We start from the raw sequence: 26,832 nt of genomic DNA, 5'->3' as shown, positions 1-26,832 counted from the left end.
GTCCGACGCAGCGGAGAACCTAGGGTTCAAAATTTTTATCTCCTGACCAACCCTCTGTTGGCCTCCATGGAAAGCGTCAGGAACAATGAAGAACCTAACATTCAAAAATAACAAAACACTTATGATTCTAATAGAATCATAAGTGCCTCTCATTCAATTTGTAACAGTCTCTATAAATTAATTTTTTATTTCACAGCCGTCATCGGTGCAAATCCCTGACTCAGCAGTTGGTTGAAGCTGTTCAAGAGGTGAAGGCTGGTTTTCCTCTTCCCACACCTTTTCCAGTGATTTCACGAAGGTATCTAGTGGTTGGGCTCCCGATATTGCATATTTTCTATTTAATACGAAGAAAGGGACTCCTTGAACGCCAAGCTGCTGTGCTTCTTGCTGATCCATTAGCACCTCATCCAAGAAAGCATCACTTTGTAAGACTTCTTTTGATTGGCTTCTGTCTAAGCCTACCTCTTCTGCTAAATCTAATAGTACCTCACGGTCTCCTAAATATCTTGCTTCAGTAAAGTGCGCACTTAGCAGTTTTTCTGTTAAAGCAGCTGCTTTTTCTTGTGTCTCAGCAAATTTAACTAGTCTATGGGCATCTCTTGTGTTTGTTTGCTTCATATTATCAAAATTATAATCTAATCCAACCGTCGCAGCGTTCGCAATCATTTGTTGATTCATTGCTTGGGCTTGTTCAACGGACACATTCATTTTCTTTGCTAACATCTCATCAAGTGAAATATTCGGATCACTTGGTAGATGAGGCTGCAATTCAAATGCTTTAAAGGAAACCTTTACTTGATCCTTATGCTCGAATCCTTCTAGTGCCTGCTCTAGTCTTCTTTTGCCGATATAACAAAAGGGGCAAATGTAATCAGACCAAACTTCAATTTTCATACATAGTCACCTTCCTTACGTTTCATTTCTTATTTTTCCAGACGTTTTAACTATATCATAAGTTTTCCAATTCGCTTCTTCATGAGCTTGCTTTAAATGAGTGATTAAAAAGTAATGCAAATTTAGCTTTTTATTGTAGAGATAATTTGGGTTGTTAGGTCAATTGTTGAAGGTTTCTTTCCTTGTTATGCAGAATACAGTAAGAAAGACATAAGGAGAAATTTGATGAAGGGAGAAGGGGGGATAAAAGATGAACATAGAATACATATTATCGGAGCTTGGATATTTCGGTAATTTTTCATACACAGAAATACCAGGCGGAAAAGATAGTACGGTGTTTAAATTTGTAAACGATGATGGGGAAATACTGGCTTTACGAATCATCTCTAGTGACCGATTGCATCAATTCAAGCGAGAGAAAAAGCTTATGGAGCTTGCTAGAGAAAAAGGGGTTCCAACACCAAGGGTCTATTCTGTAAAAGCGGTAGGAGAATATGCCGCAATGGTTATGGATTGGGTTCCTGGAAAGACAGTGTTAAGCGCATTACAGGAAAATCCAGCGTGCGCTTCTGTTTTGGGGTTTAATTTTGGAAGGATGCAAGCTCTTATTAATCAAATAACGCTTCCAGATGAATGGCGAGAGGAAAATTGGCTAACTCCTGTTGTAGAAGAGGAGGAAATTTTGAAAGCTGTATCTCCTTCTGGAGATCAACTTCTTCACTTGGATTATCATCCCCTTAATGTGATGACGGACGGAGTAAATATCGTTGGAATTATTGATTGGATGAATGCGGCAAGAGGAGATTATAGATTCGATTTTTCTAGAACATATTCAATATTAGAGTTAGAGGGATTAAAGGTTTTCCAAGATGATATAGAGGTGCTTCAGACTTTCCGAAAAGGCTGGCGGGAAGGATATGAAAGCATCCTGGGCACAATGGAAAATATGTCGATATTCCATGCATGGGCGGGGAAAAGGATGCAAAGGGATATGGCTAATAGAATTCTTCCTAACGATTACATACGTATTGAACAATGGATACAAAGCTGGCTTCATTAGCTAAGAAAACCTTCTTCTTTCACGCAGTTTAACCCGGTCTTATAAGGGAAAACTCTATATAAAGAAAGGAGAGGTTTTTTTATGAGCAAAACTGTTGCGGAGGTCATATTAGACCAGCTATCTCTTTATGGTGTTAAAAGAGTGTACGGGGTGACGGGAGATACGATTATTGGTTTGCTGGATGCAATGGCAAAGCAAGACGAAATTGAATTTATACCGGTGAAACATGAGTCAGTGGCAGCTTTCATGGCATCTGCAGAGGCGAAATTGACTGGAAAACTTGCGGTATGCACAGCTACCATGGGTCCGGGAGCTACGAACTTATTAAATGGTCTAGGAGATGCTTATTCCGACAGAGCGCCTGTTCTTGTCATCACAGGGCAAGCTGCAACCGATAAAATAGGAACTGATTATCAGCAGTACGTGGATCAACAAGCCTTATTTCAACCTTTTGTTGAGTTTTCTACCAATTTGGCCAGCCCTAATGCTATTGGAGAGCTGCTAAGAAAGGCAGCATTGACCTCTATGGAGCAAAGAGGCGTTACGCATATTTCCGTTCCAAAGGATTTATTTCAACAAGAGACCACTTCAAAGACCAAGCCATATCCAACTGTGTTAAAGGGAGTTGGATCGCTTGGAAAAGAGGATATGCAAGAGGTTGTTGCTGTGATGAATAAGGCGAAAAAACCAATGATCCTAGCTGGTGCTGGAGCAGAAGGTGCAACAGAGGCTATAGATGAGCTTTCGAAGAAGTGGGGAGCAGGCATCCTATTCAGCTTTGGAGGGAAAGGTATTTTTAAAGCTTCTACCGAGCATTTATTGCAAGGTATCGGGGAGGGAGGAAACCCTCATGCGAAGGAATTATTCCAAGAAGCAGATGTTGTGCTTGTTGCAGGAGCTACCTGGTGGCCGGATGGTTATGTTCCGGAAGAAGCGAAAGTCATATTAATAGACTTGCACCTAGAAAATGCAAACAAGCGCATCCCAGCGGATATTGGCATAAAAGGAGACACACAGGAGGTTATCCCGCTTTTATTGGAAGGAATATCAGGAAATCAGGAGAGCTATGACTGGGTTACCCAGATAAAAGCGGTAAAATCAAAGTGGGCCACTCAAAACGAGCAAGAAGGAAAAATAGGTGGCTCACCAGTTCATCCTTCGAGAATCGCTAGAGCTCTAGAAAATACAGTAGCAGATGATGCAATCCTAGCTATTGATACAGGGGATGTAACCGTTTGGATGAACAGAAACTTCCGTCAAACCAATCAAAAGGTACTGGTATCTGGCTACTGGCGTTCCATGGGGTTTGGATTGCCTGCAGCTTTAGCAACCAAGTTGGCGGCTCCTGAAAAACAAGTGGTGGCTGTCGTGGGAGATGGAGGTCTTCAGATGACCTTGGCCGATTTAACTACTGCGACACAGCTTAATTTGGATATTACGGTAGTTGTATTCAACAATCGTGCGCTTCAAATGGAAAGTGATAAAATTCAAGCTGCAGGGGTAAAGGAATTAGGGACACAGCTTACAAACCCTGATTTTGTGAAAGTAGCGGAAGCTTGTGGCTGGAAAGGCTACCGAATTACAGAGGATAGCGGGATGGAAAAAATATTGGAGGAAGCATTAGAGTACCAAGGCCCAACACTTGTGGATATTAATACGGAACAAGCCTTTTTCCCAGAAACCGAATAAATAAAAAATTCCACATCAGCTTGTGAAGGATGTGGAATTTCTTGTTTAAAACATTGGAAACACATAGGATATCAGGAACCAAAGAAGCCCAAAGAAAATAATTAGGTACGCTGCATACTTGATAAAAGTAGCACCAACCAGACCATTATCTGTATGCTCCTCGCGCCGAACTTCTACTTTTCTTTCTTCCTCCATGGTTTTTGCTCCTCTCGTTTTCCATTTATTTCAAATTAGGGTAGGTAGGTTATAGATTTAATACCCGAGGAGGGTAGAAATAAACATATAGAACAAAGAAAAAGGGTGCGGATACCTAAATACGTCTATATAACGTAGAAAATGAATACTCACCATTTAATTTCAAAGGCTCTGTGACGGTCAGCCAGTAAAAGCAATATCCATATCCAGTTGGCTAGTATATTTCTCTCATATTTCCTTTCCATCTAAGAGTACTTCTATATTAAAATGGAGAGGATGAATTGGAGGGATAAAACATGACAGTTACATTACCGAATTGTCCAAAATGTGGATCAGAATATACGTATGAGGACGGATTCATGCTCGTTTGTCCAGAGTGTGCGCATGAATGGTCACCGAATGAGGAGCAGGAAGTTGATGAAGATATCCTTGTGGTGAAGGATGCAAACGGTAATCTTCTACAAGATGGTGATACTGTTTCTATTATTAAAGATCTTAAGGTAAAAGGAAGCTCTTCTGTTCTAAAAATAGGGACAAGAGTGAAAGGAATTCGCCTAGTTGACGGAGACCACAATATTGATTGTAAAATCGATGGATTTGGAGCTATGAAGCTTAAATCTGAATTTGTGAAAAAAATCTAATAGAAAAAAGCAGAAGCTGGTTCTGGATGCTTCTGCTTTTTTCATTCATAAGTCTGAAATTATATATAATCCTCCTTGAGACTGAGCCGTAAAATCCCATCTCACTCTATAGTAGTGGTAAGGGAGGGAATATTGTGAAGATTAAACAAGTAGAGCTATACATTAGTCGTTATAATGAAACGGTTTATTTTTATGAGCATGTTCTTGGATTCCGCTTAAAACTTTGGACAGAAGAGATGGCCGATTTTCAAATTGGTGACAGTATTTTAAGGCTGATAAAGGATAAGGAAGAAAATCACTACTACTATCATTTTGCTTTTAACATTCCTGCAAATAAATTTAAGGAAGCAAAGAAATGGCTGAAGGAGAAGGTGATTTTACTTACAGAGGATGGAGAGGATGAAATAGAGTTTGACGGTAGAACGCAAGCGACCTCTTGTTACTTTGAGGATCCTTCAGGAAATATTGTTGAGCTCATTGCTCGTAAAGAGGTGGCTCCCAACTCAGATAAGCAGGAATTTACAGTGAAAAATATCCTCTCTATCAGTGAAATCAGCTTTTCCACAGAGAACATAGGAGCAGCCTATAAGCAAATGCAAGCGTTGGGCCTCGCGGTTAGGAATGATAATGATGTCCATCTGCACACATATCTAAATTTTGTGGGAGATCGGGAGGATAATGCTTTTATTTTACTTGGGCCCGTAGGGAGACGATGGTTGTTCTCGGAGAAGCGAGCTATAGCCTCCCCGGTAGTTATCGAGACAAATTACGGTAAGCTTTTTCATAAATGAAAAACACCTCTCTGCAATTAAATCAGAGAGGTGTTTTTTCTTGTTTATCCTTTTGGGAGAAAAACTTTTTCCCCTTTGCTAAACTTTCAAAAGCATCTGTATTAATCATGGTTCTTCCAAGGGTAAGTAATGTGATGAACATGACCCCTGTACCCACAGTTAGATAAATCATCGTAAATACCTTGCCGAAATCAGTTACAGGAGATAAGTTTGTTTCCACACCTGTCGGGATGAGGCTAACCACACAAAAATAAATGGCATCTAGTACCTCCCAGCCCTCTTTCTTTGTGTAGAAGAGAGTTCCCGAAAGGATAATAAAAAACAGCGTTGTAAATAACGAAAGGAAAATAGGCTCCTTAAAGGCCTTGAAAAACGCTTCGATAAAACGTTTTACGGTCAAAATAAAAGAAAGCATGCTGTTTCCACCTTACTATAAATGTTGCTCAAAACAGTATAACAAAGTGGGATGTGAAAAACAGTTACAAATTTTCAAACAAACGGATACTTAAGTTTTTTTCTGATGATTTGTGGGAAGAGTCACCCAGATTTTGATAAAATCTTTGCTGTTACTTTTTGTATGTTTATTTCTGAATGAATACCGGTAATTACACCGTATGTTTCAGCAAAAGAACGCTGATTTAGTGCGATTCCGATATTATCTAATGAATTGATATAAAGTAGTGGTTCTCCTATGTCTGCAGCCGCGAAGGAACGACCATAGGCAACCTTGCCTTCAAAAACTATCTCACCATTATTTTGAATTGATACATAGAATCTATCTCCATAATTAGCTCCAAGCTCTTTAAAAAGTAGTCGATTTATATTCGTCCAAAGATTGCCGAAGGGACGGTCAATGACATCAATCACTCCTTGTATGGCCCCATTGTCTTGAAAGGATTCCTTTAAAGGTAACTCTACGATTGTATTGGTTGGTGAGTTTGGACCAACCTGACTGTATTCAATGACCCTTGAGGCAAGGCGAGCACCAGTATAGGCGAATATATCTCTACCGTGAAAAGTATGTGATTCGCCTGAGTTCGGTAGCCGATTAATACTTTCATCAATTACTCGAACTTCTTTGATCCCGATAAATCGTTTTACATGTGTAAGGGTCCCGTTATCAGGAGTGACGATATATTGATTCATAGCAGTTTTGGCTACTACGCTTCTTCTATCTGAACCAACGCCTGGGTCTACGATAGAAACAAACACTGTATCTTCCGGCCAATAATTGATTGTTTGCCATAATCGATAGGATGCCTCCCAAATATCAAAGGTAGGAATTTGATGAGTTAAATCAAAAATAGGCAGTCCACGCTCCACTGTATTAGCCACTCCATGCATAGCACTAACAGCGCCATCACTTATTCCAAAATCTGACTGAAACACTAACAATCCTTTTGACATATCAAACACTCCTAAGCTGTTTTTATTTTCAATTGAGGAGAATCAGCATGTAAAAAATCCCGCCCTCCTCAATCATTGATCATTGATTGAAAAGGACGAGATATATCTCGTGTTACCACCTTTTTTTCGCTGCTTACTCACATAAGCAGCCTCAGCAAGTGTAGAATTTCTGACATGAATTCTAGACTCGTGGTATGGATAACGGGTACCAAATCCCGCGTCCGCCTAAGGTGCACTTGCACGTTCGATGGAGTGCTCAGAGGCCATTGTTCAAATGGAGTATTTTCTGCTTCTTTTCAGCTACCGAAGCTCTCTTCAAGAAATCCAGCCATTTTACTTTATCTCTTCATCGCATTAACTTATTATAGTGAATTTACACTCAATTCAGAACGCAGTCAATACATTTTGAAGAATTTTTTCGTCAAATAGAAGCTAACTATATTATTTATGTTTAATTGTAGGAGCTACTGCTTGAAACAGAGGTAGTACTGCCCGAAAAAGAGGAGCTATCGCTTGGTATGAGTATCTATCGTGCGATCAATTTTTTGGAGAGAAAGATATCGAGCGACGGCCCTTGCCTATCGCTCGATACTTTAGATAAACCTATAAATGAAGGGCTTCCCATTCTTCTCTTAGAATACCCATTCGAATAGAATCGTAGTAATGACCGTTGTAATAACGGACTTTTCTTATTCTTGCTTCTTGGGTCATTCCAAGCTTTTCGCCAACGCGAATCATACGCTCGTTACCAGACCAGGTTGTATATCCTACTCGAACCAGAGGCAGCGTTTGGAATAAATGATTCATCCAAAGTTTTAATGCCCTTGTCCCCAAGCCATTTCCCCAGCTCGGTGCTTCGTGAAAGACGATGCCCATTTCTAGCCAATTAGAAGGCTCATGCTCCCAATAATAAGAGACGATGCCACATACAATGCCGCTTACTTCGATTGCCCAGAAGCTTTCACTATTTACATAGCAATCTGCTTTTTCCATAAACATTTCATATGGAACTTGCTTATACTCATAGTAAGGTGCATCCCATTTTTTCCATTCAGGAGACTCTTCCTTGTGAATGAGCTCCCAAAGTCTTGGAAGATCCTCAGTCTTTACTTGGCGTATAATTAGTTCTTTGTCTTGATACAAGTTATTTTCCTCTTTTCAGTCGTTTAGTTTTTCATTTATTGATTGAAAAGAGCTGCTGTTTGCAGAGATTACTTTTCAATCACCTTTGTTTTGTTTTTCATCTGTAGACACTTCCTTTCTAAAATATTAGCTTTATTATAAAGTATTATTGGAAATATTCGCAAAAATTTTAAGAAAAACTACTTCTTTCTTATATAGTTTATGAGAAAATAAAATAATCTGAATCCTCTTGGTGGACGTAGGAATAAAGTAAAAGTGTAAGGGGGCAAGAACCATGAAGAAAACCACCATTTATTTGATAAGACATTGTAAGGCAGAGGGGCAAGAGCCTGATGCAGCGCTTACGGAACAAGGTAAGCAGGATGCAAAAGAACTTGTTCAAATGCTTAAAGATACAAAGGTAGATCATATCCTTGCTAGTCCCTATAAGAGAGCGGTCGATACCATTAGGCCGTTAGCGGAGAAGTTGAACCTTGAAATACAGAGGATAGAAGGACTAAAGGAGCGAGTGCTGAGTGATCAGCCGATGGATGATTGGTTGGTAAAACTAGAGCAAAGCTTCACAGACAAGGATTTAGCGTTTGAAGGTGGAGAGTCGAGTAGAGAAGCTCTATCGAGGATTTTGAATGTTATTGAGGAGATGGTGAATAACGAAGAAATGAACCAAGTTGTCCTAGTTTCTCATGGGAATCTGCTGTCATTATTAATTAATCATTACAATTCGGCATTTGGATTTCAGGAGTGGGCGAAAATGAGGAATCCTGATTTCTTTATTTTAGAATTGGAGGGGAATAATGCTCGAATTACTCATCATCGTGAAGTAAATAAAAATCCTGTCCTCTAAATTGGACAGGATTTTTGCTTACGACTCTTTTGTGTTTGAAGGAATTCGAACGTTATTTAATCTTTCTTGTTCTTGCTCAGCGATTATTTCATTATCCTCCGCGTTGTCACGAGTAACCTTTTGGGTCAGGATAGCACCTACTGCTACTAAAATCATCACCGCAATATAATATCCCTTTTCGTTTAGCTGTAGATTGTCTGCATTATACAGACCGATACTGAACATCAAAACCCCTGCGAAAAACGTAAAGTAAGCTAGCACTGTGAAAGCCATCGTATTACGACGTCTATATCTCTTCAATCGAGTCCTCCCCTTCCTTATATTACTATTCTATGAATATTATTATAATAGATGACGCATGAAAAATGTTACAAAAATTTACTTGTTTTTTCATTTTTAGAGGAATTATATCACAAAAGGTAGAAATTTGTATAAATGAAACTTACAGAAACGGAGATATAGAAATGACTATACACCTGATGGAAACAGCTGAAATAAATGCGTTAAAGTCAAGACTCCAGACCATACAGTCACTAAAAGGAAACCCAATGAAAGTGAATATCTTAAAAAGAGGGGATATGTATGGCTTTCAAGCAAAAAATATCCCTGGACCTGCGTTTAATACAATCAGGGGAATAAACGAAGAAGATCTTCCTCAATTAGATGAGCTTTTTACCCATTACGAAGACCAAGGAATTTCCTTTCGTATAGAAGTTTCTCCTGTTAACGGGTCGGAGAAAGTATTTCGAAAGCTGAGCGAAAAAGGCTTCTACCAATCTGGCTTTCATTGCTCCTTTATTGGAGATATAAATAATGTTCCGATAAAGGAGGATCCTGCCGACATAGTCATCAAAAGATTGGAGGAGGATGAGTTTTCCCTCTTTGCAAATATATATGTTAAGTCTTTTGGTTTGCCTTCATTTATTACAGAAGGGGTTCGACAAAATAATGAGGTTCTCTATCATGTGCCGGGATGGGAATTTTACCTTGCCTATTATCGTGGAGAGCCGGTGGGGATCTCTGCTTTATACATAGAAAAAGAAGTTGCAATACTTTCTGCGGCAGCTACTCTTCCTGAATATAGAGGTCTTGGGATTCAGACGGCTCTCATTGGTGAAAGAGTCCAATCTGCGAAGCGAAAGGGAGCAAGATATATTGTATCGGAGGCAGCCTTTGGAAGTGGCAGTTATCGCAACATGCTTAGAGCTGGGTTACAGCTGGGCTATATGAAATCATTATGGACGAAGCTTTAGGAGGACCAAAATGGAATTAACAACCGTTGTTAGAAATACGCTAGGAATAGTTGGATTTCCTTTTACGTTCATGAATTTAGCTATCCAATGACAAACCAGAGTTGCACCTCCAGGTAGAATGATAGAAACCTCCAGTTCAGCCTTGCATGTAATATAAATGGGAGAGGGACCGGTCACTGTCATTTTGGAAGCTGGTCTCGGTTCCTTTTCAATTGATTGGTATGCTGTTCAGCCTGAGCTCAAAAATGCAAAGGTTGTGGCCTATGACCGAGGTGGTTACGGGTGGAGCACAACGCATAGAAAGACAATGACAATAGAGGATACAGTTAGAGATCTAAAGGAGCTCGTGGAATGTCTGCAATTAGAGCCGCCATTTGTATTGGTGGGTCATTCATTTGGAGGTCTTTCCATGAGGTTATTTGCGGCTAGATATCCTGCGTTTGTTGCGGAGTTAGTACTGATAGATTCTGTTCATGAAAATCAATATAGGAAAGAAAACTATAACCATTCATACAAACGTCTAGTTATGTTTGGCTATATAACATCGTTAATAGGAATTCCAAGATGTATTAATCAAAGAGTGGGGAGAAAGTTTTTACATAAGGATTTCGAAAAGCAACTTACTTATACAGGTTATCATCTTGCATCTTATCAATCGTTGTATCGGGAATACCGTGATACTATACATGCTGTGCCTTTGCTAGAGAATACCCAGTTGCTTAAAGAACTACCAGTTATTGTAGTGAGCTCGAATAACCGATCTAGTCAAGGGAAACAACAGCAAGCATTATTAGCCGGGTTAACGCTAAATACAGAATGGATACAGACAGAACATGGTCATTCTACCCATTTGGAAAACCCACAGTTAGTCATTGGTGTGGTTCAAAATCTAATAACAGAATCTTCCGCAATAAAAGGACATGTTCTTTCTTAAGTTTTTTACGTCATTCCATTAAATTGAAGAAAGAAGCAATCGATATTGAGAAAGAAACAACGCCTGGCTTGAGTAGAGCAGCAGAGAACGTGGCTATTTCTAATGAATTCTTAGAAACGAAGCAACTAAGCACATGTGAAATAAACTATTCTCGGAGCTAGATTAACTAAAGACAAAAAGACTCTTATAAAAGGAATATCTCTTCCTTCCACGAATAATGATAAGATAAATTATTTAATTGGGGGAGTTCTATGTTAACAGAGGTAGAAATTGAGCAGCTTTATTTGACAGTTGAGCATATGGAGGAGTTGTCCGAGCTATTAATACAGGTAGTAGAAGACGGGGCATCCATTGGTTTTTTACCACCGATAGCATTAGCAGAAGCAATGGATTATTGGGAAGAGGTAATCAATCCAGATGTTCTTTTATTAGTGGCTAAGAAGAACAATCGAATTGTTGGGAGTATACAGCTGCACTTATGCTCCAAGCCGAATGGGTTACACCGAGCAGAAATCTCGAAGCTAATGACACATCCTCATTATAGGAGAATCGGGATTGGTCGCCTCCTCATGGAGACGGCAGAAGAGATGGCAACTGCAAGAGGGCGATCGCTGATTGTATTAGATACTCGAGAGGGAGACCCTTCTAACCTCCTTTATACATCGTTAGAATATGAGAAGGCAGGGGCAATCCCTTTCTATGCAAAGTCTGCAGACGGAAATTTGGATTCTACTATCTTTTATTACAAAATGATAGGTAAATAGAAGTGATTGGCCTGTGGAAATTTAACAGTAGATATAAAGTCATGCACATCTTCTGGGAGATGTGTTTTTTTATTTGGCATAAGTGCCTATAGAATCATTTGTGACGAAAAATATGAGAGGGAATAGCGGTGTATAGGGTATTTTGAATTACATATTCAGTCAAAAAGAGGAAAAACAACACTCTATTTGTAGAAAGATTAGAAGTTTAGTAGAAAAGATTGCCCGCAAAAAATGCAGTCTTATACTAAGATTAATCTCCTGATTCAAAAGTTTCATTGGGTATATCGGGAGGATTGATAATAATAAACTTTATGACTATAGGGAGGGAATGTGTTACTGAAAATGAATAAATCCTCTTACTCTTCTGGGTAAAATGAATGGACAAAACGAGAAAGGAGTCTAGGTTTGATTGAGAAAAGTATTAACTATATTGTTGATTCTATTAATAGTAGGATCAGGCACAATTTATGCATCTGAAAGCAAATTTTCACATCCTATTTTAGAGTGGTATGATCGGTCCTTTAATAAGGATTCTGAGAGATTACTGGAAGTTACTGACTCCGGGTTATTTAAATTCTCGAATAATGCGAAGCTGCTTGTAACAATTACTTCTGAAGAAATAGATAAAAATCTATCAGAAATTTTATTAAAACAGGTAAAGAAGTCGGTTTCTACGATAAATGACTACCAAGAAGATAGCAACAATCTAATAGAAGAGACAGTGACTACATTAAGCAAAGAAGAATTAGAAGAGGAGCTTGATAGTGCGGCTGTTGAAGAGGAATTAGAAGAGGATATTGAAAATATCTTAAAAGAAGTTTTAAACAACAATTAGTATCGCTAATGTTTTTCTTTCGTTTCATTAATGCTAAAGGGGTTATTTTATGCTGAAAACAGTTAAGGGCAAAGTCATAGCAGGAATAGCAGTTGTGTTCTTGTTTGTAGGTGGGGGAGTAGCTTTTGGAGCGACTAATGCTGGAGGCAATCTGCAAACATGGTATAACACAAAATTTATTAAGTCTTCTTTACTTATAACAGCGAATACTGCCAGTTATATAAACGGAAAAAAAGATATTCTAACTAATGAATATGTAAGTATCAAAACGAAAGCTGAAGAAACTATTAAAGCTACAAAAGAAAGGGAAAGCTTAGCAAAAGCAGATGCTATTAATGCTGCTAAAGAAGAGCATGTTAAAACATTAAACGGTAAGTCAAGCCAGATTGAAACGTACATGGATGGTCAGTTCAAATTCATTGAGGAGGCAGCTCAACTTGCTATCAAGGAAACTGGAGAAGAAGTGTTAGATTTGTCATATAGTGATTTGCTATTATTTACTGGTTTGGCAGGTGAAACTGCAAATGAAACTATGGAAAAAGAGCTTAAAGATGCTCAGGGTAAAGCCGTTGCTGATCTGGAAATTGCAATTAAAGAAGCAAAGTTATTGCTCCAAGGGCAATTAGATGTCAAAGCGGCCGATTCTACTGAAACAATAAAAAGTATGATTGATAATAAAACTTTAGAATTGGAAAATTTAATTTCCAGAAAGAAAGACGAGTTATTAGAAGAACAAAAAAACATTATTAGTGAAAGGGCTATTGAAATAGAAAATGAGGCTAAGGCGGCGCTTGACTCAGTAATTAAAGAAATAAACAAATGATGAAATAGAGAAAAGGGTATCACAAAATCCTTTATTCTCTAAAATGGAGGACATCATGCTAAGTAGAATAGATAAATACAAAAAAATAGGAAGAAGAAAGCTACTAATAGTAGTATGTTCATTGCTATTTTGTTTTGCATTGGTGGGGAGTATTGGGAATGCAAACGCTAATGAAGATATAACAAGCATCTTAACTAATTGGTTTACAAATAAAAAATCACAATCTATTCAACAAATAGAATCGGCCATAAATGATGAAAAAAGTCTATTGGTTGCTGATTTAAAAAATACATTGACTTCTGAAATGAAAGTAGTAAATGAAGAGTTAGAGAGTTACACCCAACAAGAAATTTCTATAAGAGTCGATAATTTGCGGGCACATGCAGAAGCGTTAAAAAATAAATTAAAGTCGGATAAAAATGCTCAAGAGTTAATTGTACAAGAAAATCTTGATGCCATTGTAGAGAATGCTATTGCTTTAATGAATGGTCAAGTGGCTGAGCTATCATTACAACCTATTCATACAATAGAGGGACCTTCGGAAGAAACAAATAATGGTGAGTCTGTTCAACCAGATGAAGTGATAACAAACCCAGTAGATTCTTCAAGTTCCCCTAATAATTCAGAGGAAACTGTTACGCCTAATATAGTTCCTTGATTTGACAATGTTTTAAATGATGTCGATGTTCCTAGGTGAAAATATTCACGTGTTACAAAAATGGTGCAATATTTGTAAAAATATAAAATAAAAATCAAAAAACATCAGAGGAGAATGAACAATGAAAATCGTAAAAACAGTTAAAGGGAAAGTATTAATTGGAGCAACGGCAATCGCATTATTTACAGGAACAGGAGTAGCGTTCGGGGCTTCGGATGCAGGAACGAGATTAGAAAATTGGTTTAAGATCCAAGTTGGTTTGTCAAAAGAAAGTACAATTACTAGTGTAAATGGATATATTGATGAGAAAAAACCGGAATTGCTAGCTGAATATAACGAGAAAAAAGTTGCGGGTGGAGAGAAAATTACCAACCTTGGTAAAACATCTACAACTGATGTAAATAACAAAATTGATAAAAGTGTGAAGGAGCATAAAGATGCAATTGCGAAAAAGAAAGCTGAGCTAAATACTTATGCTTCCAATGAATTTAGTAAACTACTGGATTCAGAAAAGAAAAGACTGCGCGACTTGTCTAACCAAGTAGCTGCAGCAGCTCAAACGGATACAGATAATTTTACTGGTGAAAAAGGAAGAAAAGCGCTAGAGGATTTAGAAACAGAAATTGGAGCAAAAGCAGAGCAAGCGGCAGCTGATTTAGAAACTGCAATCGCTAATGCAAAGACAGAATTAGGAAATAATTTGGATACGGTTGAAGAGACTACTTTAGTAGAGCTTAAGAAGATAGTAGATAAACATATTGCTGATTTACGTATTTGGACGACGAATATGATTAACTTCTCTGTACAAGAGCAAACCGATCTGATTGAAGACAAGGCGAAGGAATTAGAGGCTGCAGCAATGGATGACATTCGAGAAATAGTAGAAGGAATCTAAATTGTCTCTAAAATTACTCGGAATAAATAAAGTGTATATAAAAGAAGCTTTCCGTCTAGGAAGGCTTCTTTTTACTTTATGAAGTAATTTTTTTACTTTTTAAAATAAAATCACTTGCATTTGAGCGTAATTAATATTACTATTTAAAGTAACAGGAAGGAGTGGGAGAAAATAGAAGATATTCGTTTAAATGTAGCATTACTTCGTAGAAAGGTACCGAATCTGACTACGGCGGCAAAATCGATTGGCATTCGACCGGCTACAGTATCCAATTTATGTACAGGGAAAATTGATTTGGGGAAAGCTGAGGTACGCACTCTTGTGGGTTTGGCATCTTTGGCAAATTGTTCGTTGGATGAATTAGTGATAAGAGGGGAGAAGGTTCATATGATTCAAACGGGGATTAAAGCTCTAGACTTCTTTGCTCCATTAGTAAAGGAAGGGACGACTGGCTTGATCGCACGTCCGGGAATGGGGCAGCTAGTTATTTTAGCTGAGCTTTTACACAATCTGAAAGATAGTAATTACAAGACAGTGTTTTTATTGCCAAAGGGAGAAAGTAAGGAGTTAGATGGGACAGTTGAGCTTGCAGACATAACAAGTTCCTCTATAGAAGAAACACTTGAGAAGTTCAAGGGGTTAACAAGTGATATTATTTTTATTACTGATCGTAGCTATGTTGTTTCTGGAGAGTTGTTTGACATACAGGAAAAGCTGTATAAAGAAAACCTTCCGCCGATTACGACTATTCTTTTAGATTTATCAGGAGAGGTAGTGGACGAGGATATCCCTTATGGTCCTCTAGAAACAGTGTGGCAGCTGGATGCAGAGCTTGCTGCTCGCCATTACTATCCGGCGCTTCATCCACTTTACTCAACATCTTCTCTACTTGAAGGGGTCGATTTGGACCAGCGCCATTTTGCCTTGAGACAGCGTGCTTTGAAGCTATTAAGACGATATCGTGAGCTACGTGCGATGGTAACAGTACATGGTATGGAGAAAATCCCGACAGTTGAAATGGAAACCTATAAAAGGGGTTCTCGTTTAGAGGCTTATTTTACTCAACCTTTTGCTGTTGCAGAAGAGTTTACCAAGCAACCTGGGAAAAAGGTTACTTTATCTGAGACCTTGGATGACGTGGAAGCCATTTTAGATGGCAAAGCAGATGATATGGAAATCAAAGAGCTGACGTTTATAGGAAGCTTAGCTTAAAGCTTGAAATATTTAATGCCATGAACTTAGTGTTCATGGTTTTTTGTTGTTCACTCTCCCGTTTGTTTGTCGGGAAACCCAGGAATATTTTTTATTTCCTCCTTTAACGTTTAAGTGATTCTTATCGGGGAAAACTAGATAATAATTTAGTTGATGGGTAGGAGGTTGCTATGACTACTGTTAAGAGAGTCCTTGATAGGGAAAGTCAGCGAAGATATGCCAAGCAAAATTTGTGGACAGGAGTATTGTTTGGGCTCGGAATAGTCGCATTTATAGACGAGGTGGTCTTTCACCAACTATTGCACTGGCATCATTTTTATGACAAGTCCACAAAGGATATAGGATTAGTCTCAGATGGGATTTTTCATGCTTTTAGCTTTTTTGCCACTATTGGCTCCGCTTTTTTACTAGCTGACTTACATCGAAAGCATGGATTTTGGGTAAAACGTTGGTTAGCAGGAATATTTTTAGGCTCAGGAATTTTTCAACTATATGATGGGACTATTCAGCATAAGCTTATGGGCTTACACCAGATACGATATGGTGTAGATATACTTCCTTATGATATTGTTTGGAACGTGATTGCAGTTCTATTGATTCTAGTGGGAGTAGTGCTTATTTTTCAGACGAGGAAAGATTTATGAATCAGCACTTGCATCAAGGGGTACTTGGTCAATCCTTTGAGGTTGCACAATATTTACTTGCAGTCCCATTTGTTTTATTCCTTTACCTTTACTTGCTTGCAGTTGTTTTATCGAACCGCCATAAGAAAAAATGGCCGTATTATCGCACTGTCTTTTGGGGGATCGGTACTTTACTTGCGCTTCTCAGTGTAATTGGACCATTGGCAGATAAGGGGCACACTGATTTCCGATTTCATATGCTTGGTCATTTACTTTTAGGAATGCTTGCTCCTTTCTTGATGGCCTTGGGAGCGCCAATGACGCTCTTTCTCAGAAATCTGCCTGTACAGTCTGCACGTAAGGTTACCAAGTTATTGCATCGTAAGTTTTTTGGCTTTTATCAGCATCCATTCGTTGCAGCCGTACTTAATATTGGGGCGCTTTGGTTATTGTATACCACCAGCTTATATGAATTAATGCACCAGCATCCGTGGATATATTTTGTCGTTCATATACACGTCTTCCTAGCCGGGTATTTGTTTACGATTTCCCTTATTTATATTGATCCTACGTCTCATCGAAAAGGATATCTATATCGCACAATTATTTTTGTTATGGCTCTTGCAGGTCATAAAATACTTTCCAAATACATTTATGCTAATCCACCATTTGGAGTATCTAAAGAAGAGGCGGAAGCAGGAGCGATGCTGATGTATTATGGTGGAGATGCGATAGAAGTATGCTTAATCACTCTTTTGTTTTTTCATTGGTATAAGGCTACAAAACCAAAAACAAACTATTTACAAGCCGAAACTACTTAAAGAAAGGCAGTGAGGGTTATGTATGTAAAAACTTTTTTGATGAAATTTATCATGACTTTTGCTCTTATGTTGATTGTATTAGGTTGGTACTATGATGTCGGTTTACTTAATGTACTTATTACTACGATAGCGGTGACGGTCCTCGGGTATATTGGAGATATCTTTCTTTTGCCAAGAATCGGGAATGCGCTTGCTACGTTGGGCGATTTTATTTTAGGGGTCCTGATTGTCTACGGTGTGGGAACGTTACTATATGATGAAATACCAGTTGGCACAGCAGCCTTTGTTATTTCCATCATATTGATTGTAGGAGAAATGTTTTTACATCAATATATAGAAAACAGAGTTTTTGAGCCCCAGACAACTGATCCGAGGGATAAGAAAGGGTATTATGAGCGAGTTGCGTTATATAACGAATATGCTGAGTATAAACAAAAAATGAATAAATAAGATGTATAATCCCTCCCCTTTTAGCCATTCTAATATTGGTTAATCAAGAAGGGAGGGTATACTGATGGATAACAAAAACAACCGTAACGAAAATGATTTCAACCGCAACGAGCGCAATCGTAACAACAATAACAACAATAACAACAACAATAACAATAACAACAATAACCTAGAGTTTGGTGACGATTTCAACTTCGAAAACCTAAACGAATTGGATAATAACAACCGTAATAACAATAACCGCAACAATAACAATGACAACAACAACCGTAATAACAACAAAAGATAATAACAATTAGTATACAAGGGCAATCTTACTATAAGGTAAGATTGCTCTTGTTTAATTTAGCCTGCAAGACGGGTAAAGGAGAGGAAAGGGGTGAGGCTGATGAAAAGTGATATGAGTAATGAACTGAGTATTAAAAAGGCTTATGCAACCTTCATGTTTCCTTTTGCTTTTCAAGAAAAAAGACGAAAAAGATTAATGGAAACCTTGACTGATAATGGATTCACGTATTTTAAATTAGAGAGAGAAGAGCTACAGGACAAGTATTATGGTAAGAATGTAAAGATTATACACGAGGAGCTAGACCAATATTTTTTGCCTTATATAGAAGATAAGCTATTTCCTACGACCACTGCGAATAGAGGGTTTTTACGCTATTCAAAACAGTTTAGCGATCAGTATAGTTGGCAATTAAGGGGAGATACGATGGATTTCCATCTTAATAGCTTAGATATTACTCTCTGTCCATTTGGTATAGGGGTCGTTACCTTAAGAGTGGAGTTAGTGGATGACGTGGAATATAAGTTGTCTGAGGTCCTGAATTTTATTTCTCATTTTAGAGTGATGGAGCCAAAACTTACAGAAGAAAAAGGTGTGCGAATTTTTTCAGAAGGAAAAGAGATAAAAACGACCAATGCGTTAATTATGGAGCACCTATGTCCTTCCGTTAAGCCCTTTATCGTAAGCTCCAATAAGTTGGCTGGTTACTATGGCGGTCTTCCTTTCTTTGAGGACGAAAGAATGCTTTCTTCTGCGTTTCTTATAGCTGATGAGCAAGAAGAAATAACAAATGAACAGTTGTATAGAATTTCTAGATTGGATGGTAAGGATATAGAAGGGAAACCCTTAATTTCGAGTAATAACAAAGAATATATTGATCAATATGTGCAGAAGAATACTTATGATCGCTGGGCGCCTCTTACATATCTGATATTTTCTGAAAACACCCAGATGACTGTTTCAATAAAACCCAGAGAGCTGCTTGATAAGGAAATTGCCGCTTTTATGAGCACCGATTATTACAATCTGTTACTTCATTATTATTACAAGGTTATGCTACTACGCTTGTCCTTTGAATATAGCGAAATTACATGGGTGAAGGATAAGGAATATGTAAAAGAACTCATGGAGCGTATATCGAAGTTTTATTCGAGATATTTCTTTGGATTAATCTCTTCTAGATCAGAAGGAAAAGAAATAACGAATTTCTTAAGAAACAGCTTTCAATTAGAAGCATTGTTTAATGAAGTCTCTAATACACTTAATGACTTATATCGAGGTCAGGCTAACCAAATAGATGCAAGACAAAATGCCTTGTTATTTATGCTCACCATTTATACGGTCGTTTCGGGTATTTATGGAATGAATCTAGTAATTGAGGATTGGAAGGATTTTACGGATTGGTCAAAGGTTCCGGGATATTCATTCTTTGAATGGGTAGCACTTTTAACAGCTCTAAGCGGAATAGGGATTGCTATAACAATCCTCGTTATGTATGGATGGAATGGTGTGCGTGATAAGTATAGAAAGTGGAAGAGAACGAATGAAATGTAAATATGGTTAAAAGAGTAGGCAAATAGGTATTCTTGTCTGCTTTTTTATTTTGAATATAATAATTATAATTATTTGACTGTTCTTTATTTAGATAAAGAGTTATAATTCCGAAATAGAAATAAATAAGAACGGAGCAACAGCACGTGAATCAAGAAAATACCTCTAAGTCTATCATCATTCCATTAGTAATATCCATCGTTGCCATTTCCTTTGCCGCTATTTTTGTAAAATGGTCTAATGCGCCAGCTACTATTTTAAGTATGTATCGAATGATTCTTGCTAGCTTATTGCTTGTTCCGGTAGTTTGGCTCAAGAGAGCTGAGTTTAAAAAGATTAGTAAGCGTGAGTGGGGGCTATTATTTTTTTCGGGTATGTTTTTAGCTCTGCATTTTGCCCTTTGGTTCGGATCACTAAAGCTTACCACTGTTGCAAGCTCTACGATTATTTTAGCCTTACAGCCTATTGTTGCTTTAATAGGCGGGGTGCTGTTATTTAAAGAACGTACCACTAGACAAGCCTTATTGACAATGGGCATAGCAGTCTTAGGGGCGATGATGGTAGGGTGGGGAGACTTTGGTCTAAGTAAAAATGCCATCTTAGGCGATATCCTATCCTTTTTAAGTGTTATCGCTGTGGTCGGCTATTTATTGATAGGTCAGAGTGCGGTAAAGAAGGTGTCCCATTGGATTTATAGCTTTTGTGTTTTTGGCTTCGCATCCATTGCTCTAGTTTTTTATAATATTGTTACCTCTGTACCTTTGGTTGGCTATGACTCAAAGGAATGGGGAATATTTGTATTGCTTGCGGTGGTACCAACTATTTCTCATTTAATAAACAATTGGCTCTTAAATTATGTGAATGCCACCACAATCTCTATGAGCATTCTTGGAGAGCCTGTGGGAGCGACCATTTTAGCGGCTATTATTCTTGGAGAGAGGATAGTAGCTTCTCAAATGGCGGGAGGACTAATAGTTTTAGTAGGTGTGTTCTTATTCCTCATGCAGCAAATCAGAGGACAGAGAAGAGTTAGTGGATAGTAAGGGGGATTCACCATGGATATAGGAGCAATGGGAAAGCTGATTTTATCAATGGCTATCTTTGGGTCTATTGGTCTTTTTACAACGAAGACAGGAATCCCTGCTGCAGAGCTGGTATTTGTTCGATGTATTTGTGCGACACTTTTTCTTGGTATACTCTGGCTGTTAACTAGACAATACAAGGTAGAGGTTTGGGAGAAACAGGAAATTTCGCAAACGATGCTCTGTGGTATATTTCTTGTTCTTAACTGGGTATTTCTTTTCAAAGCATTTGAAGTGACATCTATTACTGTAGCCATTACTATCTATAACCTCGCTCCAATTTTCGTGCTGATTTTAGGAACGTTCTTTTTGAAGGAGCGAATGACTACTTCTTCACTCCTTGCTGTTCTCGTCTGTTTTGTAGGTAGTGTCTTGATCGTCGGGTTAAAAAGCTTAGAATCAATGACGGACTTTTTGAATTCGGGATTTTTATGGGCATTACTTTCTGCGTTTTGTTATGCCATGACTATGCTGCTTGGAAAAGGAATTAATACACTGAGTGCTTATGCTACTACTTTTATACAGACGATAGTTGGAATAATTATTCTCTTGCCTTTTATGCAGTTTGACGTTTTCCAAGGACTAACAACGTCTAATTGGCTGTATATGTTAGGTACAGGACTTATACATACAGGTTTTGTCTATTATCTGTTCTTTGACAGCATCAGAAAGCTATCAACTGCGGTTATTTCCGCCTTGGTGTTTGTAGATCCGGTGGTAGCCATATTGCTAGATGTTTTTTTGTTAGACTTTCATCCTACCTTGTTACAGGTAGCGGGTATACTATTCATCTTCAGCGGAATCGTGTATACCTTATACTTGCCAAAGAAAAGCCTTGAGACATAACCATCTCAAGGCTTTTTTCATCTAGTTTTGAAGGCTTTTTCTTCGAATAGGTATGAGAATGAATGTTGCGATTAAGACAAGCAAAGCAATTCCTACTGCGGAGTAGAATAGTCCGCCATATCCATTCTGAGCAGCAGTAACTGTAACTTGTTGGAGACTGTCTAAAATAGCTTGCTTCAACCCGGGATCTTGAATTTGACCTATTACCTCTGACATAGCTTCCTGAGAAAAATCATTTCCTTCCGCAGAAATACTAGTAGTAATATTCTCTAATTCTTTCAAACCTTCTTGGCTAATGCCGGAATTTTGTATGTTGTTTTGTAAAATACCAGTAAAATCGTTTTTAAAAAGGGTAGGTAGCTCGTTAAATCCACGTGCGATAAATCCTGCATAAATAGTAGGGGCAATTGTCATTCCGATTTGTCTAGTCAGCGAGAGGGTTGCCAGTGCAGTCCCCTTATCAGTCAATAGCTTTTCAGTTGCTAAAATATTTAATGGGGCACCTAAGATAATTCCCATTCCTAAACCAGCAATACTGGAAGAAACAACAAATTGCCATTTTACTTCAATCCAGGTTGGGAATAAAAGAAAGCCAATTGCAGAAATCAATCCAGACATGAATACGGCTAATATTGGACCTTTTTTGTCTACGAGTATGCCTCCAACAGCAGCCCCGACACCAGCTGCTAGTGCTAATGGTGTCATCCAATATCCTGCATTTTCTTGTGCGATGCCTAGTACTTGTTCAGAAAATGCAGGTACGAAAATCATACCTGCTAGCAATGCCCCAGAGAAAGCACCGATAAGCAAGGTAAGTAAAAAAGTGGGCTGTTTTAGTAAGAGGATAGGAAGAATAGGGTCTCCACCACGTTTTTCAATTCTTCCCTCATATATTAATAAAAGAATAAATATTGCAATACCGCCAACTATAAACCCGTATACATTAGGTTGTAGTAGGCTCTCTAAGAATTGAACACCTTCAATGTTGGTTAACCCATACATAATACCAAGAATAGCGAAGGATAAAAGAATGGTTCCTAGTAAGTCTAGCTTCCCTGGTGTAGGATCTGCAGTTTCTTCTAGCTTTAAAAATCCTAAAATGATTAAGGTGATTGCGATGGGAACGTTTATGAGAAATAAAAAGTGCCAGCTTCCAGTTAAGTCTAGTAAGATACTTCCGATGTTCGGCCCTAACACAGCTGCGATTCCATTCATACCGCCTATCATCCCAAGAGCCTTTCCTTGTTTTTCTGGAGGTAGTGTACTAAGGACATGGGAGCTGCCAATGATAAAAATACCTCCCCCACCAAGCGCTTGTATAAACCTTGCGATTAGGTAAAAGGTGAAATTTGGACTCAATGCTACAAGTAAAGATCCAAGGCCAAAGATGGCAATCTCAATAATAAATAATTTCTTTCGTCCGTATCGGTCAGAAAGCTTACCGATGATTGGAACACTAATAGCCAGACCGAGCGTATAAAGTGTTACTCCCCAAGCACCCCAATTTGGTGATACTTCAAATGAATCGTTGATCGTTGTAAGAGCCGCACTAATAATGCCGTTATCAAGTGCAGCCATAAATACGCCAATAGAAAACAAAACAATAGCCCATGACTGGGAGGATCGTTTTTTTGCCACCCGTTACCCCTCCTTTCATTTGGATAAAAATGTAATTAAGTTCACTCAAGTATAGCATTAATAAATATACGTCTATTAGAGAGGAATTTCCTCCTTTTTTCCGCTATGATAAGAGAAGTACAAACAAAGGAGCAAGAAGATGAAGTCTTTTTTTTATACACAGCCATTATCAATAGAGTTAACCCCACGCACATCTGTTTATGACGAAGAGGGGAATGAAGTGTTTAGGTTTCAACGCTACTATTCAAATAAACTAAAAAAAATAATAGATCGTACAATGGATTACAGATATTTTTTGGATTATCGCGTCTATGATTTGAATGACCAACTACTATTTGTATGTAAAAAAATATCTCGTAAAGGGAGAGTTTACTATATAGCGAGAGACATCCAAACAATGGAAGACTATATGATTTCTTATGATAAATGGAAGGAGCTAGTTTCAGACCTTCTGATTACCGGAAAAGATTTTCAAATAGTGATTGATAAAGAAATGGAGAGCAGTTGGTCTCGATTTATTTATAAAGATAAGGAAATTGCTAGGTGGAAAGCAGATGTAGCAGAGGAATTTATGGTTCACCTAGAGATAGAAGAAGACTCGCCTATTAAAAATCCTGCTTTCTTTTTAGCGATTAGCCAGTGTGTATTATTTATAGGAGCATAAGGAGCAATGGCACTTTCGTGAAGGCTGATTAATTTACAATATTCAATTATATGGTATTATATCCATATACATCGTGTGCGATGTATTTACGGAGGGAAGAGTTTGTATGAGTAAATCGGTTAAATTAGAGCACCAACTATGCTTCGAGGTTTACAAGGCATCTAGTAATTTTGCGAAGCTATACGCAAAAACATTAGAGCCCTATCAGCTGACCTTTCCACAATATTTAGTGTTATTAGCTTTATGGGAAAAAGATGATTTGTTAGTGAAAGAGTTAGGAGAGCGTCTCGAACTTGGCATAGGTACACTTAATCCGATTATTAACCGGTTAATGGAAAGAGGATGGGTGAACAAGAGGCAGTCTGAAAAGGATAAACGGGCTTTTCTAATTTCTTTAACAGAAAAGGCAAAAAGAGCGGAACAACCAATCGCAGAATCTGTTCTTCAAAAAATAACAAGCTGTAACTTTCTAGGGCTGGATTCGGTGTTGCTGCTGTCCCAACTAAAAGAGTTAAATGCTTTCTTGACTAATGTAGAGGGGGGATAGAATGAGTATTTATGAGGTTAAGGTAAAAAAGTCGGATGGCACGGAATATGATTTGAGTGAGTATAAGGGTAAGGCAATGCTGATTGTGAATACTGCCACTAAATGTGGGCTTAGTGATCAGTTTGACGGACTTGAAGATCTTTTTAAAAAGCATCAAGAAAACGGGTTGGTCGTGCTAGGTTTTCCTTCTAACCAGTTTAAGCAAGAACTTAGCAATGCAGAAGAAGCTGAGCAGGCATGTCGGATGAGCTATGGTGTTACATTCCCAATGCATGAGATCGTTAAAATTAACGGAAAAGAAGCGCATCCATTGTTTGACTATCTAACTAGTAATACCAAGGGAGTCTTGTCTAATAGTATCAAATGGAACTTTACGAAGTTTTTAATTGATAAGAACGGCAATATTGTCCGTCGCTTTGGTCCTACAGAAAAGCCAGAGAGTCTGGAAGAAGATATAAAGCGTGTATTGTCTGAATAGAGTGGAAGGACTTGGAGAAATCCAAGTCTTTTTTTATCCCGCATTAAGGGACAGTAAGACTCCCACTTCAAGATGGCAAAAGAAAGGAGACAGCTAAGTGGGAGATCAACTGTCTCTAAAAGCCCGATTGGTTCAACTAATGATTGGTGGGGGATGAAAGAAAATCCCCATCAATCAAAGTTTCACTTTATAGGCTCTATGCTTACGGAGTTTATTAATCGACATATATGGCTACTAGGAAACACGATTGGTTCAAGTGGCGTACACAACTCCTATGTTTAAGGAAGAGGGATAGGAGGAATAAAGAACAAAAAGAGGAATGGGGAAGAGATATGGAGAAACTGACAGAAAAGGAACAAGTCCTTCTAGTATATTATGTTTATAACTTTTTAGAGAAAAAGGATAAAAATGAGGAAGAGCTCACGTCTGCACTGCGCCAAGGAGTAAAAGATCGGTTGCAGGAAGTACAAAAAGAATTAGTGCAGGATGGATTTCTGAAGGAGCAGGAACAAGAAATCACAACCGAAGGAAGTCTTCATATAGACAGCATTTTGCACATTCAGTCCTATGCAACGGAGCGGAACAAGCTAGCATATATTAAAGACAGCCTACAAATAAATGAAATGGAATTTACTGTAGAACCTATTAGAGACTATATCTATAAAAATATTGAGATGGATAAACCGTCCATACATTAGGGCACGTTGGTATCTTCCAACGTGCTCTTTTTGATAACCAAAGTATTTTCATCGTCTAGCTCCTGCGCTTGAGAGCCCATTACTGGCCTTTCTGCTCAATATTACAGACACTTAGTAAATTACCATCCGGATCCTTGAAACCGAAGCCTCCCAATCCCTCTTCGTTCACGTTGAACGATCCCACTTCGACCTGATTTTTTTTTAGCCAATGGTAAAAGTCCTTTAGGGTGGGGGTGTAAAAATCAATTACACTATGTGTCACACCTGAATACGTATTAAAGAAGGATACAGAGGTCGGTTCTTTTGTTTCAACCAAGTAAATAGTAGGCACTCCTCGTTGTCCAAACGAAAGCATGGCCGCTTTTTCTCCTTTAAATTCTAAATGCACACCAACAACGCTCATGTAAAAGTCGATAGATTTCTCTAAATTACTGACAGGAAGCTCAATAGTTGCTATACGTGATATAAAGTGAGACAAGGTTTTCCCTCCTAATATTCTTTTATAGGTATTAATTCTTCCTTATTCTGTTAAAATCCTTCTTGTTAAAATATAATTAAAATTGATACAATTTATCCATTGGGAGGGGCAGAGAATGGAGAATAAATTATGGAGAGTTGGAACGACGTATATACCTGTCAGTAATGTCGAAAAAGCCTGCAACTGGTACGAAGAGAACTTGGGAGCAATTGTCAATTATAAGGACAGTGAAAAAGCGATATTGAACATGGCTAATCAAAGTTTTTTTCTAGTGCATGCAAAACAAGGGGAGTCCTCTAATTTTATAGATATGAAAGGAGACAGGCATTTTACAATTACCTTTGAAGTGGATGGAGAAGATCGGCTTAAAAGTTTAAGGTCAACATATCTTCAACAAGGCATGAGAGTCGGAGAAATCGAAAGCAGGGGACATGCTGGGAAGAATTTTGTTTTTGAGGATCTAGATGGGAACATGTTTGATGTATGGAGTGAACTAAGTCCGATTTTCAAGGAAAAATATTTTATCCCGCATTAAGGGACAGTAAGACTCCCACTTTCAAGATGGCAAAAGAAATGAGACAGCTAAGTGGGAGATCAACTGTCCCTAAAAGCCCGATTGGTTCAACTAATGA

General features: G+C 38.2%; 34 protein-coding genes and 1 other annotated feature. Of the genes, 26 read left to right on the top strand and 8 right to left on the bottom strand.

Annotated elements, in window-relative coordinates; genetic code table 11:
- Positions 1-177: 177 nt before the first annotated feature.
- A complete protein-coding gene (locus AC1ECF_RS15680; protein ID WP_480390372.1) occupies positions 178-894 on the bottom strand; it encodes a DsbA family oxidoreductase in 717 nt (238 codons plus the stop codon).
- Between the two features lie 250 nt (positions 895-1,144).
- Here AC1ECF_RS15680 and AC1ECF_RS15675 point away from each other — a divergent pair, with 250 nt between their 5' ends.
- Together AC1ECF_RS15675 and AC1ECF_RS15670 are read left to right on the top strand one after the other, a co-directional pair.
- Positions 1,145-1,954 (top strand): phosphotransferase family protein, encoded by an 810-nt coding sequence (locus AC1ECF_RS15675; RefSeq protein ID WP_480390371.1) that lies wholly within the window; start codon positions 1,145-1,147, stop codon positions 1,952-1,954.
- An 81-nt stretch (positions 1,955-2,035) separates the two neighbouring features.
- Positions 2,036-3,643 carry a thiamine pyrophosphate-binding protein gene (locus tag AC1ECF_RS15670; RefSeq protein ID WP_480390370.1) on the top strand — a complete coding sequence of 536 codons (1,608 nt, stop codon included), beginning with the start codon at positions 2,036-2,038 and terminating at the stop codon, positions 3,641-3,643.
- A gap of 45 nt (positions 3,644-3,688) precedes the next feature.
- Here the strand turns inward: AC1ECF_RS15670 and AC1ECF_RS15665 are convergent, their stop codons facing one another.
- Positions 3,689-3,838: a hypothetical protein gene (locus AC1ECF_RS15665; RefSeq protein WP_480390369.1), complete on the bottom strand. Its 150-nt coding sequence runs from the start codon at positions 3,836-3,838 to the stop codon at positions 3,689-3,691.
- Between the two features lie 296 nt (positions 3,839-4,134).
- On the opposite strand from AC1ECF_RS15665, the gene AC1ECF_RS15660 reads away from it, so the two are divergent.
- Entirely contained in the window at positions 4,135-4,479 is a 345-nt protein-coding gene (locus AC1ECF_RS15660) for a zinc ribbon domain-containing protein YjdM (RefSeq protein WP_480390368.1), read from the top strand.
- A gap of 134 nt (positions 4,480-4,613) precedes the next feature.
- A complete protein-coding gene (locus AC1ECF_RS15655; protein ID WP_480390367.1) occupies positions 4,614-5,270 on the top strand; it encodes a VOC family protein in 657 nt (218 codons plus the stop codon).
- Positions 5,271-5,292: 22 nt separating this feature from the next.
- On the opposite strand, the gene AC1ECF_RS15650 is transcribed toward AC1ECF_RS15655, so the two are convergent.
- From AC1ECF_RS15650 to AC1ECF_RS15640, 3 genes are all read right to left on the bottom strand, one after another.
- Positions 5,293-5,685 (bottom strand): potassium channel family protein, encoded by a 393-nt coding sequence (locus AC1ECF_RS15650; RefSeq protein ID WP_480390366.1) that lies wholly within the window; start codon positions 5,683-5,685, stop codon positions 5,293-5,295.
- A 122-nt stretch (positions 5,686-5,807) separates the two neighbouring features.
- Positions 5,808-6,677 (bottom strand): SAM hydrolase/SAM-dependent halogenase family protein, encoded by an 870-nt coding sequence (locus tag AC1ECF_RS15645; RefSeq protein ID WP_480390365.1) that lies wholly within the window; start codon positions 6,675-6,677, stop codon positions 5,808-5,810.
- An 88-nt stretch (positions 6,678-6,765) separates the two neighbouring features.
- Positions 6,766-7,036 (bottom strand) — a binding site (T-box leader).
- A 244-nt stretch (positions 7,037-7,280) separates the two neighbouring features.
- Complete coding sequence (locus AC1ECF_RS15640) at positions 7,281-7,820, bottom strand: GNAT family N-acetyltransferase (RefSeq protein ID WP_480390364.1); 540 nt, start codon at positions 7,818-7,820, stop codon at positions 7,281-7,283.
- 274 nt (positions 7,821-8,094) lie between these two features.
- Between AC1ECF_RS15640 and AC1ECF_RS15635 the strand changes: the two genes are divergently transcribed.
- Positions 8,095-8,664 (top strand): histidine phosphatase family protein, encoded by a 570-nt coding sequence (locus tag AC1ECF_RS15635; RefSeq protein ID WP_480390363.1) that lies wholly within the window; start codon positions 8,095-8,097, stop codon positions 8,662-8,664.
- Positions 8,665-8,682: 18 nt separating this feature from the next.
- On the opposite strand, the gene AC1ECF_RS15630 is transcribed toward AC1ECF_RS15635, so the two are convergent.
- A complete protein-coding gene (locus tag AC1ECF_RS15630) occupies positions 8,683-8,964 on the bottom strand; it encodes a YiaA/YiaB family inner membrane protein (protein WP_480390362.1) in 282 nt (93 codons plus the stop codon).
- Between the two features lie 164 nt (positions 8,965-9,128).
- Between AC1ECF_RS15630 and AC1ECF_RS15625 the strand changes: the two genes are divergently transcribed.
- The 15 genes from AC1ECF_RS15625 to AC1ECF_RS15555 all read left to right on the top strand — a co-directional run bounded on the left by AC1ECF_RS15625 (position 9,129) and on the right by AC1ECF_RS15555 (position 21,697).
- Positions 9,129-9,917, top strand: coding sequence for a GNAT family N-acetyltransferase (locus AC1ECF_RS15625; protein ID WP_480390361.1), 789 nt, complete (start codon positions 9,129-9,131; stop codon positions 9,915-9,917).
- 157 nt (positions 9,918-10,074) lie between these two features.
- Positions 10,075-10,851: an alpha/beta hydrolase gene (locus AC1ECF_RS15620; RefSeq protein ID WP_480390360.1), complete on the top strand. Its 777-nt coding sequence runs from the start codon at positions 10,075-10,077 to the stop codon at positions 10,849-10,851.
- Between the two features lie 251 nt (positions 10,852-11,102).
- Positions 11,103-11,615 carry an N-acetyltransferase family protein gene (locus AC1ECF_RS15615; protein WP_480390359.1) on the top strand — a complete coding sequence of 171 codons (513 nt, stop codon included), beginning with the start codon at positions 11,103-11,105 and terminating at the stop codon, positions 11,613-11,615.
- A 409-nt stretch (positions 11,616-12,024) separates the two neighbouring features.
- Entirely contained in the window at positions 12,025-12,450 is a 426-nt protein-coding gene (locus AC1ECF_RS15610; protein ID WP_480390358.1) for a hypothetical protein, read from the top strand.
- 49 nt (positions 12,451-12,499) lie between these two features.
- Positions 12,500-13,273, top strand: a complete 774-nt coding sequence (locus AC1ECF_RS15605; protein WP_480390357.1) for a hypothetical protein — start codon at positions 12,500-12,502, stop codon at positions 13,271-13,273.
- A 55-nt stretch (positions 13,274-13,328) separates the two neighbouring features.
- Positions 13,329-13,931: a hypothetical protein gene (locus AC1ECF_RS15600; protein ID WP_480390356.1), complete on the top strand. Its 603-nt coding sequence runs from the start codon at positions 13,329-13,331 to the stop codon at positions 13,929-13,931.
- A gap of 121 nt (positions 13,932-14,052) precedes the next feature.
- Positions 14,053-14,826 (top strand): hypothetical protein, encoded by a 774-nt coding sequence (locus AC1ECF_RS15595; RefSeq protein WP_480390355.1) that lies wholly within the window; start codon positions 14,053-14,055, stop codon positions 14,824-14,826.
- Between the two features lie 387 nt (positions 14,827-15,213).
- Positions 15,214-16,038, top strand: coding sequence for a P-loop NTPase family protein (locus AC1ECF_RS15590; RefSeq protein ID WP_480390354.1), 825 nt, complete (start codon positions 15,214-15,216; stop codon positions 16,036-16,038).
- 170 nt (positions 16,039-16,208) lie between these two features.
- A complete protein-coding gene (locus tag AC1ECF_RS15585) occupies positions 16,209-16,682 on the top strand; it encodes a DUF2243 domain-containing protein (RefSeq protein WP_480390353.1) in 474 nt (157 codons plus the stop codon).
- On the top strand, positions 16,679-17,482 hold the full coding sequence (locus AC1ECF_RS15580) for a cytochrome c oxidase assembly protein (protein ID WP_480390352.1): 804 nt from the start codon (positions 16,679-16,681) through the stop codon (positions 17,480-17,482). Before AC1ECF_RS15585 ends, AC1ECF_RS15580 begins: the two co-directional genes overlap by 4 nt.
- Before the next feature lie 18 nt (positions 17,483-17,500).
- Positions 17,501-17,932 carry a DUF2512 family protein gene (locus AC1ECF_RS15575; protein ID WP_480390351.1) on the top strand — a complete coding sequence of 144 codons (432 nt, stop codon included), beginning with the start codon at positions 17,501-17,503 and terminating at the stop codon, positions 17,930-17,932.
- Positions 17,933-17,996: 64 nt separating this feature from the next.
- Positions 17,997-18,221: a hypothetical protein gene (locus tag AC1ECF_RS15570; RefSeq protein ID WP_480390350.1), complete on the top strand. Its 225-nt coding sequence runs from the start codon at positions 17,997-17,999 to the stop codon at positions 18,219-18,221.
- Between the two features lie 99 nt (positions 18,222-18,320).
- Positions 18,321-19,772: a hypothetical protein gene (locus AC1ECF_RS15565; RefSeq protein ID WP_480390349.1), complete on the top strand. Its 1,452-nt coding sequence runs from the start codon at positions 18,321-18,323 to the stop codon at positions 19,770-19,772.
- A gap of 143 nt (positions 19,773-19,915) precedes the next feature.
- Entirely contained in the window at positions 19,916-20,809 is an 894-nt protein-coding gene (locus AC1ECF_RS15560; RefSeq protein ID WP_480390348.1) for a DMT family transporter, read from the top strand.
- A gap of 15 nt (positions 20,810-20,824) precedes the next feature.
- Positions 20,825-21,697, top strand: coding sequence for a DMT family transporter (locus tag AC1ECF_RS15555; protein WP_480390347.1), 873 nt, complete (start codon positions 20,825-20,827; stop codon positions 21,695-21,697).
- 21 nt (positions 21,698-21,718) lie between these two features.
- Here AC1ECF_RS15555 and AC1ECF_RS15550 read toward each other — a convergent pair whose 3' ends face one another.
- Positions 21,719-23,275 carry an MFS transporter gene (locus AC1ECF_RS15550; protein WP_480390412.1) on the bottom strand — a complete coding sequence of 519 codons (1,557 nt, stop codon included), beginning with the start codon at positions 23,273-23,275 and terminating at the stop codon, positions 21,719-21,721.
- A 199-nt stretch (positions 23,276-23,474) separates the two neighbouring features.
- Here AC1ECF_RS15550 and AC1ECF_RS15545 point away from each other — a divergent pair, with 199 nt between their 5' ends.
- The 5 genes from AC1ECF_RS15545 (at position 23,475) to AC1ECF_RS15525 (ending at position 25,722) form a co-directional block, all read left to right on the top strand.
- The gene (locus tag AC1ECF_RS15545; RefSeq protein ID WP_480390346.1) at positions 23,475-23,999 is read left to right on the top strand and encodes a tubby C-terminal domain-like protein; all 525 of its coding nucleotides are present in this window, start codon (positions 23,475-23,477) and stop codon (positions 23,997-23,999) included.
- 106 nt (positions 24,000-24,105) lie between these two features.
- On the top strand, positions 24,106-24,546 hold the full coding sequence (locus AC1ECF_RS15540) for a MarR family winged helix-turn-helix transcriptional regulator (protein ID WP_480390345.1): 441 nt from the start codon (positions 24,106-24,108) through the stop codon (positions 24,544-24,546).
- 1 nt (position 24,547) lies between these two features.
- Entirely contained in the window at positions 24,548-25,024 is a 477-nt protein-coding gene (locus AC1ECF_RS15535) for a glutathione peroxidase (protein ID WP_480390344.1), read from the top strand.
- Positions 25,025-25,096: 72 nt separating this feature from the next.
- Complete coding sequence (locus AC1ECF_RS15530; protein ID WP_480390343.1) at positions 25,097-25,306, top strand: hypothetical protein; 210 nt, start codon at positions 25,097-25,099, stop codon at positions 25,304-25,306.
- A gap of 50 nt (positions 25,307-25,356) precedes the next feature.
- The gene (locus AC1ECF_RS15525) at positions 25,357-25,722 is read left to right on the top strand and encodes a hypothetical protein (RefSeq protein ID WP_480390342.1); all 366 of its coding nucleotides are present in this window, start codon (positions 25,357-25,359) and stop codon (positions 25,720-25,722) included.
- Between the two features lie 79 nt (positions 25,723-25,801).
- Here AC1ECF_RS15525 and AC1ECF_RS15520 read toward each other — a convergent pair whose 3' ends face one another.
- The gene (locus AC1ECF_RS15520; protein WP_480390341.1) at positions 25,802-26,200 is read right to left on the bottom strand and encodes a VOC family protein; all 399 of its coding nucleotides are present in this window, start codon (positions 26,198-26,200) and stop codon (positions 25,802-25,804) included.
- A gap of 115 nt (positions 26,201-26,315) precedes the next feature.
- Here AC1ECF_RS15520 and AC1ECF_RS15515 point away from each other — a divergent pair, with 115 nt between their 5' ends.
- Entirely contained in the window at positions 26,316-26,735 is a 420-nt protein-coding gene (locus AC1ECF_RS15515) for a VOC family protein (RefSeq protein WP_480390340.1), read from the top strand.
- Positions 26,736-26,832 lie beyond the last annotated feature (97 nt).

This window comes from Psychrobacillus sp. Z3-81, from assembly GCF_056620325.1.
Note: the sequence above shows the minus strand (reverse complement) of the source record. Positions and strands in the feature narration are given on the sequence as shown.

Excerpts from the sequence above, each read along its gene's own strand:
- AC1ECF_RS15680 (WP_480390372.1), bottom strand. The coding sequence starts at position 894 with ATGAAAATTGAAGTTTGGTCTGATTACATTTGCCCCTTTTGTTATATC.
- AC1ECF_RS15615 (WP_480390359.1), top strand. The coding sequence starts at position 11,103 with ATGTTAACAGAGGTAGAAATTGAGCAGCTTTATTTGACAGTTGAGCAT.
- AC1ECF_RS15545 (WP_480390346.1), top strand. The coding sequence starts at position 23,475 with ATGAAGTCTTTTTTTTATACACAGCCATTATCAATAGAGTTAACCCCA.
- AC1ECF_RS15535 (WP_480390344.1), top strand. The coding sequence starts at position 24,548 with ATGAGTATTTATGAGGTTAAGGTAAAAAAGTCGGATGGCACGGAATAT.
- AC1ECF_RS15620 (WP_480390360.1), top strand. The coding sequence starts at position 10,075 with ATGGGAGAGGGACCGGTCACTGTCATTTTGGAAGCTGGTCTCGGTTCC.
- AC1ECF_RS15645 (WP_480390365.1), bottom strand. The coding sequence starts at position 6,677 with ATGTCAAAAGGATTGTTAGTGTTTCAGTCAGATTTTGGAATAAGTGAT.
- AC1ECF_RS15670 (WP_480390370.1), top strand. The coding sequence starts at position 2,036 with ATGAGCAAAACTGTTGCGGAGGTCATATTAGACCAGCTATCTCTTTAT.
- AC1ECF_RS15660 (WP_480390368.1), top strand. The coding sequence starts at position 4,135 with ATGACAGTTACATTACCGAATTGTCCAAAATGTGGATCAGAATATACG.
- AC1ECF_RS15635 (WP_480390363.1), top strand. The coding sequence starts at position 8,095 with ATGAAGAAAACCACCATTTATTTGATAAGACATTGTAAGGCAGAGGGG.
- AC1ECF_RS15605 (WP_480390357.1), top strand. The coding sequence starts at position 12,500 with ATGCTGAAAACAGTTAAGGGCAAAGTCATAGCAGGAATAGCAGTTGTG.
- AC1ECF_RS15555 (WP_480390347.1), top strand. The coding sequence starts at position 20,825 with ATGGATATAGGAGCAATGGGAAAGCTGATTTTATCAATGGCTATCTTT.
- AC1ECF_RS15675 (WP_480390371.1), top strand. The coding sequence starts at position 1,145 with ATGAACATAGAATACATATTATCGGAGCTTGGATATTTCGGTAATTTT.
- AC1ECF_RS15565 (WP_480390349.1), top strand. The coding sequence starts at position 18,321 with ATGAAAAGTGATATGAGTAATGAACTGAGTATTAAAAAGGCTTATGCA.
- AC1ECF_RS15540 (WP_480390345.1), top strand. The coding sequence starts at position 24,106 with ATGAGTAAATCGGTTAAATTAGAGCACCAACTATGCTTCGAGGTTTAC.
- AC1ECF_RS15530 (WP_480390343.1), top strand. The coding sequence starts at position 25,097 with ATGGCAAAAGAAAGGAGACAGCTAAGTGGGAGATCAACTGTCTCTAAA.
- AC1ECF_RS15550 (WP_480390412.1), bottom strand. The coding sequence starts at position 23,275 with ATGGCTGCACTTGATAACGGCATTATTAGTGCGGCTCTTACAACGATC.
- AC1ECF_RS15515 (WP_480390340.1), top strand. The coding sequence starts at position 26,316 with ATGGAGAATAAATTATGGAGAGTTGGAACGACGTATATACCTGTCAGT.
- AC1ECF_RS15590 (WP_480390354.1), top strand. The coding sequence starts at position 15,214 with ATGATTCAAACGGGGATTAAAGCTCTAGACTTCTTTGCTCCATTAGTA.
- AC1ECF_RS15570 (WP_480390350.1), top strand. The coding sequence starts at position 17,997 with ATGGATAACAAAAACAACCGTAACGAAAATGATTTCAACCGCAACGAG.
- AC1ECF_RS15665 (WP_480390369.1), bottom strand. The coding sequence starts at position 3,838 with ATGGAGGAAGAAAGAAAAGTAGAAGTTCGGCGCGAGGAGCATACAGAT.
- AC1ECF_RS15595 (WP_480390355.1), top strand. The coding sequence starts at position 14,053 with ATGAAAATCGTAAAAACAGTTAAAGGGAAAGTATTAATTGGAGCAACG.
- AC1ECF_RS15580 (WP_480390352.1), top strand. The coding sequence starts at position 16,679 with ATGAATCAGCACTTGCATCAAGGGGTACTTGGTCAATCCTTTGAGGTT.
- AC1ECF_RS15650 (WP_480390366.1), bottom strand. The coding sequence starts at position 5,685 with ATGCTTTCTTTTATTTTGACCGTAAAACGTTTTATCGAAGCGTTTTTC.
- AC1ECF_RS15525 (WP_480390342.1), top strand. The coding sequence starts at position 25,357 with ATGGAGAAACTGACAGAAAAGGAACAAGTCCTTCTAGTATATTATGTT.
- AC1ECF_RS15575 (WP_480390351.1), top strand. The coding sequence starts at position 17,501 with ATGTATGTAAAAACTTTTTTGATGAAATTTATCATGACTTTTGCTCTT.
- AC1ECF_RS15585 (WP_480390353.1), top strand. The coding sequence starts at position 16,209 with ATGACTACTGTTAAGAGAGTCCTTGATAGGGAAAGTCAGCGAAGATAT.
- AC1ECF_RS15625 (WP_480390361.1), top strand. The coding sequence starts at position 9,129 with ATGACTATACACCTGATGGAAACAGCTGAAATAAATGCGTTAAAGTCA.
- AC1ECF_RS15600 (WP_480390356.1), top strand. The coding sequence starts at position 13,329 with ATGCTAAGTAGAATAGATAAATACAAAAAAATAGGAAGAAGAAAGCTA.